The organism is Nitrospira sp. ND1 (assembly GCF_900170025.1).
Classification (GTDB): Bacteria; Nitrospirota; Nitrospiria; order Nitrospirales; family Nitrospiraceae; genus Nitrospira_A.
The window spans coordinates 418,831-432,777 of the sequence record NZ_FWEX01000005.1; the positions used below are offsets into that span (position 1 = coordinate 418,831).

The 13,947-nt window shown below is 55.0% G+C and carries 8 protein-coding genes and 2 pseudogenes; 8 read left to right on the forward strand and 2 right to left on the reverse strand.

All coding sequences use genetic code 11. From position 1 onward, the window contains the following. The 4 genes from NSND_RS02105 to NSND_RS02120 all read left to right on the forward strand — a co-directional run bounded on the left by NSND_RS02105 (nt 1) and on the right by NSND_RS02120 (nt 5,453). Nucleotides 1-1,470, forward strand: a complete 1,470-nt coding sequence (locus NSND_RS02105) for a phenylacetate--CoA ligase family protein (RefSeq protein ID WP_080877388.1) — start codon at nt 1-3, stop codon at nt 1,468-1,470. Nucleotides 1,471-1,702: 232 nt separating this feature from the next. Further along, nucleotides 1,703-2,797 (forward strand): glycosyltransferase family 4 protein, encoded by a 1,095-nt coding sequence (locus NSND_RS02110; protein WP_080877389.1) that lies wholly within the window; start codon nt 1,703-1,705, stop codon nt 2,795-2,797. A 165-nt stretch (nt 2,798-2,962) separates the two neighbouring features. Then, nucleotides 2,963-4,732 (forward strand): heparinase II/III family protein, encoded by a 1,770-nt coding sequence (locus NSND_RS02115; RefSeq protein ID WP_159450581.1) that lies wholly within the window; start codon nt 2,963-2,965, stop codon nt 4,730-4,732. Then, the gene (locus NSND_RS02120; RefSeq protein ID WP_200810458.1) at nt 4,713-5,453 is read left to right on the forward strand and encodes a WecB/TagA/CpsF family glycosyltransferase; all 741 of its coding nucleotides are present in this window, start codon (nt 4,713-4,715) and stop codon (nt 5,451-5,453) included. Before NSND_RS02115 ends, NSND_RS02120 begins: the two co-directional genes overlap by 20 nt. 132 nt (nt 5,454-5,585) lie before the next feature. On the opposite strand, the pseudogene NSND_RS02125 reads toward NSND_RS02120, so the two are convergent. Continuing rightward, nucleotides 5,586-6,697 (reverse strand): annotated as a pseudogene (locus NSND_RS02125) (IS3 family transposase). 68 nt (nt 6,698-6,765) lie between these two features. Continuing rightward, nucleotides 6,766-7,011, reverse strand: a pseudogene (locus NSND_RS02130) (transposase); the annotation flags it as partial. Between the two features lie 457 nt (nt 7,012-7,468). On the opposite strand from NSND_RS02130, the gene NSND_RS02135 reads away from it, so the two are divergent. The 4 genes from NSND_RS02135 to NSND_RS02150 all read left to right on the forward strand — a co-directional run bounded on the left by NSND_RS02135 (nt 7,469) and on the right by NSND_RS02150 (nt 13,925). Further along, nucleotides 7,469-8,158, forward strand: a complete 690-nt coding sequence (locus tag NSND_RS02135; RefSeq protein WP_080877391.1) for a VPLPA-CTERM sorting domain-containing protein — start codon at nt 7,469-7,471, stop codon at nt 8,156-8,158. 141 nt (nt 8,159-8,299) lie between these two features. Then, nucleotides 8,300-9,853 carry a VPLPA-CTERM-specific exosortase XrtD gene (gene xrtD, locus NSND_RS02140; protein WP_159450583.1) on the forward strand — a complete coding sequence of 518 codons (1,554 nt, stop codon included), beginning with the start codon at nt 8,300-8,302 and terminating at the stop codon, nt 9,851-9,853. Nucleotides 9,854-9,855: 2 nt separating this feature from the next. Beyond that, entirely contained in the window at nt 9,856-11,484 is a 1,629-nt protein-coding gene (locus NSND_RS02145; RefSeq protein ID WP_080877393.1) for a glycosyltransferase family 4 protein, read from the forward strand. Between the two features lie 14 nt (nt 11,485-11,498). After that, nucleotides 11,499-13,925, forward strand: a complete 2,427-nt coding sequence (locus NSND_RS02150) for a tetratricopeptide repeat protein (RefSeq protein ID WP_159450584.1) — start codon at nt 11,499-11,501, stop codon at nt 13,923-13,925. The last annotated feature ends 22 nt before the right edge of the window (nt 13,926-13,947 follow it).

A 13,947-nucleotide genomic window follows, 5' to 3' on the forward strand; every position in this document is an offset into this window, starting at 1 on the left:
ATGCCACTCGAAGATCTACTTTATCCATTCCTCAAGTCCTACACGAGCGCTCCGCAATGGGTGAAGTCCACTCTGGGATCGGTGTACGCTATGATTCCTTCCCGTCTGAAATACGGGTCGGCTTATGCTCGATTCTACAGCGAAGCAGTCTGCACAGATGAACAGACTCTTCGTGCGTTGATCGAGCAGAAGCTGTCAGACACGCTCACCAGGGCCATTCAAACAGTGCCCGCCTATGAGGAATACAGATCATTGCTGGCCACATCGACATGCCCCCTTGAGTTACTCCACCAGATCCGTCCCATCACAAAAGAGATGATCAAGAATCAGCCTGACCGGTTTGTTTCATCATCATTCGCAGCCCATCATCGGATGCCGATGTTTACAGGGGGCTCTACCGCGCAACCGATGCGCTTTTACTTGCAGAAGCATGTCACGCGACCGAAAGAATCGGCCTACGTGGACATATGGATGAAGTCCTTGGGCGTCAGCCAACAGGACATCACGCTGGTCCTGCGCGGGAGAACTGTACCCACGGCTGGCAAACCGAACGGTCGACTGTGGATGTATGACCCAATCAGACGGCAGCTCATTTTGAGTTGTGATCATCTTGAGCCTGAATATATGGATGGGTACACGCACCCTCTACGGACGTGGAAACCCACGTTCATCCACGCCTTTCCATCAGCGGTCTATGCGCTCGCAAAGTGGCTGCATGATCATCCCGCACTTGATATTACGAACAGCGTCCGCGCAATCCTTCTCACATCTGAGACGATCTATGACTATCAACTTGCGGCAATCCAAGCCGTATTTTCCTGTCCCATTGTTCCTCACTACGGACATTCAGAACGCGTGTTGATGGCAGCTGGGCGATCAGATGATGGGCGCTATTTGTTCTGGCCTCAGTACGGGCACGTTGAACTCCTGGGCCCACACAACCAGCCAATCACCCAGCCCGGAGTGATCGGAGAGATCGTCGGCACCAGTTTTGACAACCATGTCATGCCGTTTATCCGCTACCGCACCGGAGACTTTGCCGCCCTGAGCGATCGACACCATCCGAAGTTTCCCTTGTATCCAGTCTGCGAACGTATCGAGGGGCGGCTCCAAGAGTTCGTTGTCTGCCACGACCACCGACTGGTCTCCATCACAACCTTAGGCGCAGCCCATTTTGATCTGCTCGTCGACGTGCACGAGATTCAATACGAGCAACATGAGCCCGGCAAGGTCGTGCTGAATGTGGTTGTTACCACCCCGCTCAGTCCGGCAACTCAGCGAGCGATTGTTCGGGCGGTCGAACAAAAAACCCAAGGTGGATGCACCCTGACCGTGCGGACAGTGCCTCGAATTGAGCGAACCGAACGAGGCAAACACCGGATGATGATTCAGCATCTTGATATCCGGAGATATCTGGGCGCTTCGATCGACCCAACGATATTAACCCACCTCAAACCATCATCATGTTGAGACCAAGTCTCGATAGCCTCAGAGGCATTGTCCCCGTGGTGTCGGTCTATCGATTGCGTAGTCTGTTACGGAAACGATCAATCGGCTAACTCGCGACAACGCGCAATGGAAGAGGCGATTCGTAGATTAAAAGCTGGATCTCCAATTACCGTAAAGGACGCCATTATCAGTAAGGGGCTTTGATCGTCCAGAAACACTGCAAAGTGATACTGAAACACATGCTTAAGATACCATGAAAATTGTGATGATTGGGACATCATATGATTCCAAGGGTGGCATCGCTTCCGTTGTTAGCGCCTACCGGGTCGCAGGAATGTTTGAGCGGTGGGGAATTGTATATCTCCCTACCCACGACGATAAGGGCAACCTACACAAGTTTCTAATTGTCATAAAAAGTTATGCAAAATTCATGGGCCTATTGGCTAGAGGCCAGGTGGGGCTATTACACGCACATGTGGCCTCTCGATCAAGCTTCCTGCGCAAATCGATGTTCATTATGCTCGCAGTGACTGCGCGTAGACCCGTGATTTTTCATCTTCACGGGGCAGAGTTCATGCTGTATTACCACGAGGAATGCGGCGCGGTGCGCAAGTGGTTTGTCCGATTCGTTTTGGATCACTGTGCTGTGATTATTGGGTTATCGCGCTCATGGCAGGCGAATCTTACTAAAATCACCAGTAGCAGAAACGTTGTCTGCATTCCGAATCCTGTATCGTTTCAGAAGCTTAATACACTGCGGTCGCCACGGGAGCCAGCTACGCTATTATTTCTTGGGCGTTTAGAGAAACGAAAAGGTATCTACCAACTCCTCGAAGCGATTGCGAAACTTTCGCCGAGCTTTCCGCAAATAAGACTACTTGCCGGCGGTGACGGTCGCCTCGAAAACGTAGCAGAGCATGCCAGGCAGCTAGGAATTCAAGATAGGATAACGTTACTCGGTTGGGTCCAAGGGAGTCAAAAGGAGGATTTACTAGCACGAGCGACTCTCTTTGTTTTGCCTTCATACAATGAAGGCTTACCAATGGGCTTACTAGAGGCTATGGCTGCGGGACTCCCGGTTGTCGCAACCACTGTTGGTGGAATTCCCGATGCCGTGGAAGACGGCGTGGAAGGTTCACTGATATCTCCGGGTAATGTTGACGCCTTGTGTGCAGCCATAGAGAAGTTGCTCCTAGGTTCGCAACTCAGGCAGCAGATGGGTGAAGCCGCTGTACGGAAGGTGCGAGATCAGTTTGCACTTAATAGGGTAGTTCCCAAGATTGAAACGCTGTATGTTGAATTAGGTGCCACCCCAATCCTGGAAACCAATTCTGTCACCCCCAGTTGATCGACCACGCAAGGTTGCAAGTAAGGCTCGATGCGTAGTCTAAGTTGGTATATCAAGCGTGCAAGCGTCATGCATCCCAGAGAGGTGTTTCACCGCATCGGGGAGCATGTTGTACTAGCTAGATTGCGCCGTGAGCACAGATTTGGTGAGACACGACCCAAGGAAGTGGAACGACCGAATGATTTCCAATTTTGCACGGAAACAAGCGATCAGCTCCCCGCCTTAAGTTGGAATTTTGATCCGACTGATGACAGGATTCACCAACTTCTTCAAGGGCAATGGTCAGCCCTCGGCTTTCCCTGGAAATGGGAACCTGATTCTCACCTGTGGAGCCGCGCACCGGATACCGGTAAGGCTTGGCCAAGCATATTTTTTGGGTCAATTCCTTACCATGCCGGAAACCCGTTTGGTGATATTCGCGTAGCATGGGAACCGTCCCGATTGCAGCAACTGGTTAGCCTTGCGCTGCTCGTGCGCCAGGATGCAGCCCACGCGGAGCAGGCGATCGGGTTATTGGAGAACATCCTCGCTTCCTGGATTGCAGCAAACCCGCCGCTCACAGGAATCCACTATGTCTCAGCTATGGAATGCGCCCTACGGTTGATTGCTGCATGCCATGCGGTAGACTTGGTTCGCATGAGACTCCGAACGCAAGAACGCACTCAAACGAATCTGTTGCAGCTAGTAGCCTCCCATGCGCCCTTAATCGCAAAGCGGTTATCCCTTTATTCCTCTGCGGGTAATCACACCATCGCGGAGGGGTGTGGGTTGGTCTACGCTGGAACGCTCTTTCCCGAGTTTTCAGGCGCATCGGAGTGGAAATCTATCGGCATGCGCATTCTTGCACAGGAGTCGGCGAGACAGATATTGCCTGATGGTGGCGGGATTGAACAGGCACTCGGGTATCAGCTTTTCATTATCGATCTACTGGGACTCGTACAGGCATTACTTGAACATCATGCCGAGTCCGTACCAGCCACAATTGCTAACGCAGTGCGAAAGGGGAGAGCGTTTCTGATCGCCTTCGGCGACAGCCCGAACAACCTGCCTTCGATCAGCGACAAGGATGGGGGATATGCACTGTCACGCCATCTGCGAATCAGTTGGGATGGAGTTGCGGATCGAAGTGTGGCTAAGATCACATTCCCTGACTCCGGGTACACGATACTTCGCGGTCGCTCGTCATCGCCTTTTCGCTTGGTTCTCGACCATGGGACCTTGGGCATGCCGCCATGCTTTGGTCACGGCCATGCGGACGCTCTCTCCATCATTTTGTATTTCGGTGAGCAAGACATTTTTATTGATCCGGGAACCTACACCTATTCCGGCGACCCAAGATGGCGAGGTTACTTTCGTGGAACTCAAGCGCACAACACCGTTATCGTAGATCGACTCGACCAGGCCGTTCAGGAAACTGCCTTCCTCTGGTCGCAGCCGTTCCACTCGAGCCTCTCGCATCAGCATGTTACTCCGGAGGGGGTAATAACAGTTATCGCAAATCATGATGGCTATAAGAGCCGCCTTGGCGTAACTCATTGGCGAGCAGTGATCTACGAGCCGGCCGGTCGTTGGCTCATCTGGGACTACCTGTCCGGCTCGGGCAGCCATGACCTTGAACTGAACTGGCATCTTGCTGTTGAACCAAAGACCACGCCCAATGGATACATCCTCAAGTGTGACGATGGCCTCTTGCATTTACTCATTGAGGGGGGTAAGACCACGCTGCATCGAGGCGAGACTAATCCGATCAGCGGCTGGCGATCCAGACAGTATGGAATGAAGGAGCCGATTTCAACCCTCTGTACGACCTTCAGCGGAACCCTTCCCCATGAATTTGTCACACAGATACAGCTTGATGGTGTCGGTCCACCTGACAATTTATTAACTACACTGTCGTTCTTTCTGGAATTCGTACATGAAACCCAAGCGCATTGAGATTCTCGGCATTCCAGTTGACTGCGTCACCATGGACGAAGCCGTCGATTGGGCTGAATCCATGATTCATGGACGCCAACCTTGCACTGTCTTGGCAGTAAATCCTGAGAAGATTATTCGTGCCCAGCAGGATCGCGAACTCCTTGACCAGCTCCGGTCTGCCGATCTGCTTATCCCTGACGGCATCGGTGTCGTCCTTGCAGCCCGACTCTTGGGTTTGGGCCACGCCGAGCGAGTCCCTGGTTCCGAGCTGATGCCCCAACTTTGCGAGCGGGCTGCCTCGAAAGGTTATACGGTTTTCCTCTTTGGGGCGAGCACGGCAGTCAACCAGCAAGCTGTCGCAGTCTTACGTGACCGATATCCGGGGATTCGCATAGTTGGCTCCCAACATGGTTATGTGAAAAAAGAAGAGATGCCCTCACTCGTCGCGCGCATCAACGAGTGCCAGCCCGACCTTCTCTTTGTTGCCTTAGGTAGCCCGCACCAAGAACTGTGGATGTCTCGCTATCTCCCACAATTGAAGGTGAAGGTCTGTCAAGGTGTCGGTGGCACGTTTGATGTTATTGCGGGTCGTGTGAGACGTGCGCCAAAGTTTTTCCGCAGCCTGCACCTAGAATGGTTTTATCGTCTCACCAGCAACCCTGGTCGGCTTCGTCGCCAAACAGCCCTCCCGATATTTGCCTATCGCATTCTGAAAGAACGTTTTATTCGTGCGGCCTAAGACATGACTAAGTAGGGTAGAAGGCTAGAAATAACGCATGCCGGAGTTATGATCCCTTTCGAGCGTGAGCCTCATCCTGCTCAGGAAGTCCTGACCAGCCGGGAGTTTTTGTACCACCTCATTTGTTAGTCTTCAGCTTGCCAGCTGGACCGTCTCGGGGACCGGTGGCTGCCCCCCGAGACTACTGTGTGGGCGGACCGTATTGTCGTGGATCCGCCACTGTTCTGTCAGAATTTACGCTTCCTTCAGCGTGTAGAACAGCTCGCCGTTCAAGAACTGCGCGCGCATTTTGCCATTGAACGATTCGATATAACCGTTTTCCCAGGGGGAGCCGGGCTCAATGTAGAGCGGCTCCACCTGCAGAGTCTTCAGCCACCGGCGCAATTTCCTGGCAATGAACTCCGGCCCATAGTTGTCGGACCGAATGTGCTGCGGCACGCCGTGGTGCAGAAACAGCTCGGCCAACAGGAGGACCACGTCCTGGGAGCCGAGCCGGCGCGCCGCCAGCGACGCGAGACATTCCCGCGTGTACTCATCGAGCACCTTCAAGATGCGAAACGGACGCCCATCCTGAGTCCGCTCCGCCACAAAGTCATACGACCAGACCTGATTGCGGTGGGTTGGCCGGAGACGCACGCACGAGCCGTCGGCCCGCCAGAGTCGCGCGCGTTTCGGCTGCTTCGCCGGCACCTTCAAGCCTTCGTGCCGCCAAATCGTATACACGCGCTCCTTCCCCACGTCCCAGCCCTCCCGTTGTAACAACCACGTGATCGTTCGATCGCCATATCGCCCATACTCTTTCGCCAGTTCGATGACTCGAAGCCGCAACCGCTCGTCCGTCGGGGCTGGCTGCGAGACATAGCGATAGCTGGATCGACGCTGGCCGATCGCCCGGCATGCTCGGCGCTCGGAGACGTGCAGCACCGCCATCGCGTGGCGCACGGCCTCTCGCTGCCGCGCCGGGCTTAGAAGTTTCCCGATGCGACTTCCTTCAAGATCGACAGATCGACGGCCTGATCAGCCACGATCCGTTTGAGCCGCAGATTCTCCTGTTCCAGCGCCTTGAGCCGTTTGGCTTGATCCACGCGTAGGCCGCCGTACTCCTTTTTCCATCGATAGTAGGTTTGTTCCGTGATGCCGACCTTCCGGCACGCCTCCCCAACGGTACCCCCTTTGCCACTTTCCAACTCGACCGTGCGCAGATGTTGGATGATTTCTTCCGGGGTGTACGATTTGCGGGGCATGGGATGACCTCCTGGGTTGGGGGTCCAGACTAACATTGAATCTGGACCAATTCAGCCCGGCTAGGTCAATTCTCCAGGGCCAGCTGGCCAATCTTGGCGTGGTGCGTTTTGAGATCCGGCGTATCCGGCGTCGGCGGGGTCCCGCCAAACACGTCTGCAGCCCGCGCCAGCAATTGCTGCTTCCATTCGGTGATCTGGGTGGGATGCACCTGAAACGGCTCGGCTAAGTCGGCCAGCGTCTTGTCGCCTTTGAGCGCGACCAACGCCACCTGCGCCTTCAACGTGGCCCCGTGATTCCGTCGTGTTCGCTTCATCGCCTCGCTCCTTTATGTCGCCACCGCGCGGTGTGGCGTTGGTGAAGCCAGGCTACCACTTACCACGCTGTCCGAATTTCCGGAGCCCCCTCTACCGACACAACTAGGCACGGGAAGGTGATAAAAAATCCCTTCCTGCAATCGTTCGACTGGTGCTTAATGGCCCAGGCTTTTTAGCCCTACCATGAGCCGATCATGTATTGCGGTGCTTACGATGTAACATACATATACATCCACTCCCCTTTTTCGTATCAAAGCGATACAGAGTGAAGGCATTTCCATCCACTTAATGAAAATACCTATTCAATATTCTGATTTGGAGAAAAAACTCTTGCGCAGTTTCTTAGTTTTAAGTATGGTTCAAAAAACATTCGTGATAAGTAGTCGAGTCAGATGATCCTCTGCTTCTTATCGAGGCAGGCGTTTGCGATATTACTTACTGCGTTAAGGAGAAAAGATGAGCTACTTCAAACACAGAATCTGCCTTAGAACGGTAGGCCTGACGGTGGGTGCTTTAGGTTTTCTATTTGTGGCTATGCCCAGCCAGGCGGCTAATGTCCCATTCAATTTCAGCGGCTCGGTTGCGGAAGTTCACGGCGGTGTCTTCACATCGGGAGGATCCGGAGTGAACGGGTTCGGTTCGGCGCTTCCAGTGTCTGGAAGCTTCACCTACAACTCCTCCACTCCAGACGTCTTGCCCGGGGATCCCATGTGGGGCCTGTACGCCAATCCAATCCAGAACATGACCGTCAAGGTCGGAAACTACACAGCCACCTTCAGCCCTGGATCCAGCGTCATGCAAGTGATCAACAACCCGGGACTCGGTGACACGTTCAAGGTGACGCTCAATGGATTTACGAGCAGTCCTGCCGCGGTGAATAGCTTGACACCCACGACATTCGAAATGGAGTTGGTCAATCCAAACGGCAACGTTTTCGCGAATGATCACTTACCTACCACGCCTCCAAGTCTCTCATCGTTTGCTTCCAACCAATGGCGCCTGGTGTTTAGCGGCGTAGGGAACAGAGTACAGGGAGCGCTGACATCCCTAGTTCCATTGCCTGCGGCAGTGTGGTTGTTCGGAGCCGGTTTGATCGCGTTGGTCGGACTAGGGTCACGAGGCCTGGCTTCACGAAAAGATTCGTAGGTTTCGTGAGAATCCGTTCATCCGCCTTCACGCACAGCGCGCACGTTACCCTCGGCGACACTCTTACGACCCGCGCAACTCGCCGTCATGTCTCCTCTCCTCCGCCTGGGGGAGAGGACTAGAATTCTATCAAGGTGTATCGTGGCCGTCATCGCGTTGATTCTTGTCGCCCTACTGGGCTACATGTACGCTGACAGCTTAGTCTTCTTATTTGACCAATGGGGGAGTGATGACTATAGCCATGGACTTTTTGTTCCGGTCATCAGCGCGATCCTCGCGTGGCAGCAAAGACACCGGTTGGCCGGAATGGGCCTCACTCCGTCCTGGTGGGGATCAATAGTCGTTCTCGCTGGTCTTGCGCTGTATGTCGTCGGCAATCTTGCCACCCTGTATCTTATATTACACCTCTCCCTCTGGATCGTGATCGTAGGGTTGGTTCTCTCTTTCATCGGACTTAAACCGCTTCAGAAACTGGCATTCCCTATTGCTTATCTCCTGACCGCTATCCCCTTACCGGTATTCTTCTACAATGTACTCTCGGGCCATCTGCAATTGTGGTCGTCCGCCTTGGGCGTTGGAGTGCTCCAGCTCATCGGGGTCACGGCGTTTCGTGAAGGAAACGTAATCGATCTCGGCCCGGTGCAATTGCAGGTCGCGGAGGCCTGCAGCGGAATCAGGTATCTGTTTCCGCTGACATCCCTGGCTCTGTTGTGTGCGTACTTCTACCGCGATCGCATGTGGAAACGAATCCTGTTGGTACTCTCGGCCTTACCAATTTCGGTACTCGTCAATGGTTTGCGCATCGGGGTCGTCGGCATCCTCGTGGAGTGGTATGGGCCCCAGGCGGCGGAAGGATTTCTGCATCTCTTTGAAGGATGGGTCCTGTTCCTCTTCACCTTGACCATGCTGGTGGCGGAAATGTGGGCCCTCTCACGCGTGCAACCGCTTCCCGGTGGTTACGGCTTTCTGAACCGATTCCAGATTTCTCAAGGATCGGCTAGCCCTGAATCGATCCCAGCAGCCGCTCGGGCCGCACCGGCCATGGTGTTGCGGGTACCGGCCTATGTCGGCAGCCTCGCGCTTATTCTCCCAGTGGCGCTATTTTCCTGGTCGGCCGGCGAGCGACAAGAAGTGCCACCGGAACGAACTGCCTTCGTCGACTTCGGCATGCGAATCGGAGAATGGCAAGGCAGTCCACAACCCGTGGAGCCTCAACTCATTTCTGCACTGCGATTTGATGACTATTTGCTGGCTGACTACGCGGCGTCCGGCTCAAGCCCCATCACCCTCTACATGGCCTACTATCGGTCCCAACGAAAGGGACAGTCAGCCCATTCCCCGCAAAGTTGCATTCCTGGAGGAGGGTGGGAAATCACTTCCCACACTACCCTCAATGTGTCGGCAGATGGGAAAACGTCGCCGGCGATACAAATCAATCGTGTGCTCATCCAAAAAGATCGGCAGAAACAACTGGTGTTCTATTGGTTCAAGCAGCGCGATCGGCACCTTGTCAGCGAATATCTCGTCAAGTTCTACCTGTTCTGGGATTCATTGATGCGACAGCGCAGCGATGGAGCCCTGATTCGACTGTCCGCCGCCGTCGATCCAGGTGAAGATGAGCAAGAAGTCGAGCAGCGATTATTGCAATTTGCTCGAGGCATTCAGCCTCAACTCACTCGGTATATTCCGGACTAACCATGACCAGTGCGATCTTTTTCAGCTTCATCACTTCCCTGTTTATCTGCATGGCGTTGATCCCGCCGCTACAACTGAACGCGGGTCGCTGGAGCTTCATGGATCTTCCCGGCGAGAGAAAGGTCCATGCGAATCCGATTCCGAGGATCGGCGGCATCGCGTTCGGCTTCGCGGCACTCCTGTCCGTTTTCTTCTGGGCACCGCAGGATCCTATCATCACGCCGGTATTGGTGAGCGCGACAATCATCCTGGGTTTCGGCATTTGGGACGACCGTGCCAACCTGAATTACAGAACCAAACTTGTCGGGCAATTGCTGGCCATCTTCGTGGTAGTCATTTTCGGTCACATTCACTTCGAACAGATTCCGTTTCTTCACGATGAAGAAGCGCCGCTTTGGCTGACGATGCCCTTGACCGTGGTATTTCTTGTCGGGGCCTCGAACGCGGTCAACCTCTCCGACGGCCTCGACGGTCTAGCAGGAGGTCTAGCCTTTCTGAGTTTTGCCGGCATTGCCTATCTAGCCTATCTGTCGCACGAGACCACCGTGTTGGTGCTGGCAGCGGGATTCTTAGGCGGCTTACTGGGATTTTTGAGGTACAACACCTATCCGGCCAGGATTTTCATGGGCGACGCGGGAAGCCAATTGCTCGGGTTCTCGATGGGCGTCCTCGTACTCCTCATGAGTGACCCTGCGCGCGCCCCCTTTCCTGTGACTGTAGGACTGCTGGTGCTGGGCTTGCCGTTTCTGGATACGCTTGCGGTCATGGGGCAGCGGCTTGCGAAGGGCCGGTCGCCCTTCATCGGCGACCGGAACCATGTCCACCACAAGTTGCTGGCTCTCGGACTCTCGCACCATGAAGCCGTCATCGTGATCTATGGGATCCAGGCGGTGATGGTGGGCCTCGCGTATCTTCTGCGCTGGCAATCCGATGCCCTGATTTTCACCATGTATGGCGCATTTGCCCTGGCCATGTTCGCCCTGTTCGTCGCGGCCGAGCGGGGAGGCCTTCTGCTATCGGAAACGTCGAAGGGCCGAGTGCTCTCCGATACCAAATTGGCCCGTGCCGGGATATGGCTCAGCGACATGGCGCCGCGGTTTCTCGCGGTCGTGGTGCCGTTGTTCTTGATCGCGAGCGTGTTCTTGCCGGGACATGTCCCGATGGATGTCGGGTACGCGGCCTTCAGCCTGTTCGCCGTGGTCTTGGGAGGTCTGTGGTTCATGCCCGAATACCGCTCCCATTTTGTGCGCGGGGGCCTGTATGTCGGCAGCGCTTTCCTGATGTATATGGGAGAGCAGTCGGGCATTCCGGAGATCTGGCCCATCTACGTGACGCAGAATACCCTGTTGGCGCTCATCGCCCTTCTGGTGTTATTGAGCATGCGATTCAGCCGCGGGAATCGATTCCAGACCACACCCCTGGATTACCTGATGGTATTTTTCGCCTTGATCGTCCCCTTGCTGCCGGAAATGCGAGCCGATATGCCGACCCTGAGCATTCTCGCCGCCAAGTTGATCGTGTTGTATTTTTCGTTTGAGTTATTACTCCATTCGTTCGTCGACCGAGTGAAGCACTTGGGGTTCCTCTCGTTATGGGTCCTGTTCGGATTGGGAGTGAGAGCCTGGCTCTAACGTGGAGACGATCAATGAACCGTAGCGTAGCAATGAGAGACCGTCAGCCATCAGCCTTCAGGCCTTTCGCAGCCATGGCCGCGTTGGCGTTGATGCTCACCTTGTCGGCCTGTGGAGGCCCCCAGGAGCGGAAGGCGCAATATCGCAGCAAAGCGCAGGATTATATCCAGGCGGGGAACTTCCCGAAGGCCCGGGTGGCGTTGCGAAACGTACTGAAGATCGATCCCAAAGACGCTGACGCCTATTTTCTCGTGGCACAGGTAGAAGAAAAGGAAAAAAACTGGCGCAATGCGGTCGCCAACTACCAGCAAGTCATCGATATCGTACCGGACCACAAAGAGGCCCTCATTATCTTGGCCAAGTACTATCTCGAAGCCAAACTGGTGGATGAGGTGGGACGGGCAGCGGACAAGGTGCTCGCAAAACATCCGCAAGACCCGCAGGCACAGGCGCTGAAGATCGCCCTACTCGCGCAGCATGACAAGATGGATCAGGCGAGGGTCCGGGCGGAGGAGTTGAGCAAAAGATACCCGACCGAGCCGGATGTCGCGATTCTCCTGGCCACGCTGTATGGCCAGATGCGTCGCTCGCAAGATGCCCGAGCGACGTTGCAAGCTGCGCTTCACGCACATCCGCATCATCTGGATCTCTTGCATAATCTGAAAACCATCCTCGACGAAGCCCACGACGACAAAGCCACGGAACAGGTCTTACGCCAGATCATTCAGGAAGAGCCCACGTTATATGACCATTGGCTGAAACTGGCCCGCTTCCATGATCAACGCCACGCGGCCGAACAGGCAGAGCAGGTTTTGCGCGAAGCGGTACAGGTCTTTCCCGACAGCGAGCAAGCCTGGTTGGCACTGACTGATTTCTTGAGCCTGCGCAGAGGGAAAGAAGCTGCAGAGAAGGCCTTCCGCCAAGCCATGGAACGGTTACCCTATTCGACCAATGTCCCGTTTGCCTTAGGGGCTCTATATGAGCGCCACAAAGATCTACCGAGAGCCAGGCAGATGTATGAGTCGGTAATAAAAGAACACGACAAAAAGCCGGCAGGATTGGATGCGCAGGTCAAAATCTCGCAGCTTGACTTCAGTGCCGGGCATCAGGCGGAAGCCGAACGACGACTGGCGGAAGTGTTGCGGCAGAATCCCCGTTCGGCCGAAGGCTTGATACTGCAAGGGAAACTTGCCCTCATTGGAGGAAATGGAAAAGATGCCGTACAAGCATTTCGCACAGTGCTTCGGGATCAACCCGAATTGGCACACGTGCACTATTCGCTTGGGCAAGCCTATCTGTTGACCGGAGATTCGCAGCTCGCGCGCGAGAGTTTCGAGCGGGCCATGGCGCTCTATCCTGATATGGTCGAGCCGAATTTGGCGCTTGCCATATTGGAAAGTCAGAGCGGACAATTCCAACGGGCCAGAGTGCGCCTGAACGAAATTTTAAAGTCTCATCCTAATCATATCCCGACGATGGAGCGCCTCTTTGCCCTAGATCTTGGGGCAGGTGATTGGAACCATGCACGGGCGACCCTGGAGAGCTTGCGTCAAGTGGTCGGAGATACTGCCGTGACCATGATGGCGGAGGGCCGCCTCAAGGAGGCCCAAAAGGACTTCGCAAGAGCGACCGTGGCTTTTGAGCGGGCGGCGGCGATGACCCCCGAGGCGCGGGAACCCTTGTTAGCGGTCGTTCGGCTCGATCTGGATCAAAAACAACCGGATCATGCGCGGCGCCGCCTGGAAACTGTGGTAGCCGCAAATCCCGCCCATCCCTACGCCCACGGGCTACTCGGAGAAGTCCTGTCGATTGTCGGTCGGCACGATGCCGCAACCGCACAATTCCGTGAGGCGACCAGAATCAATCCGACCTGGGTGCTCCCCTGGATAAACTGGGCGACGCTGTCGCTTTCGCAGGGCCAGGCGGACAGTGCAATCCGAACATTAAGAGAAGGCCTCGTGGTCAACTCGACCAGTGAAGAACTGCAGATGCTGCTGGCATCGGTCTTGGCAAACCAGGGTTCGGTCGATGAAGCCATCGGTGCATACGACGCCGTGTTGCGGATGAATCCCCGCAATGTCCTCTCTGCGAACAACCTCGCGGCTCTACTCGCTGATTTCAAAGCTGATGCGCCGCATCTGGAACGGGCCTTTCTCTTGAGCCGCGACTTTGAGAAAGAGGCGCCGCACCCGCTATTTCTCGATACGCTGGGGTGGGTTCGGTTGAAAATGGGGCATTTGGATGATGCGGTTCGTCTCATGCGGCAAGCGATTGCCAAGGCCCCGGACCTTCCGATGCTCAATTATCACCTCGGCGCGGCTCTCTATCAGTCGGGTCAGAATGTCGAAGCCAAGGTGCATCTCGTAAAAGCGCTCAAGAGCACAGAACAATTCCAAGGGCGACGTGAAGCACAACAGCTGCTCGCCCGAACGAGTGGATAGGAGTCGTAAGCCATGCATCATA

Coding starts and splice junctions, on each gene's coding strand:
- NSND_RS02105 (WP_080877388.1), top strand. CDS start 1: ATGCCACTCGAAGATCTACTTTATCCATTCCTCAAGTCCTACACGAGC.
- NSND_RS02150 (WP_159450584.1), top strand. CDS start 11,499: ATGAACCGTAGCGTAGCAATGAGAGACCGTCAGCCATCAGCCTTCAGG.
- NSND_RS02110 (WP_080877389.1), top strand. CDS start 1,703: ATGAAAATTGTGATGATTGGGACATCATATGATTCCAAGGGTGGCATC.
- NSND_RS02145 (WP_080877393.1), top strand. CDS start 9,856: ATGACCAGTGCGATCTTTTTCAGCTTCATCACTTCCCTGTTTATCTGC.
- NSND_RS02135 (WP_080877391.1), top strand. CDS start 7,469: ATGAGCTACTTCAAACACAGAATCTGCCTTAGAACGGTAGGCCTGACG.
- NSND_RS02120 (WP_200810458.1), top strand. CDS start 4,713: ATGAAACCCAAGCGCATTGAGATTCTCGGCATTCCAGTTGACTGCGTC.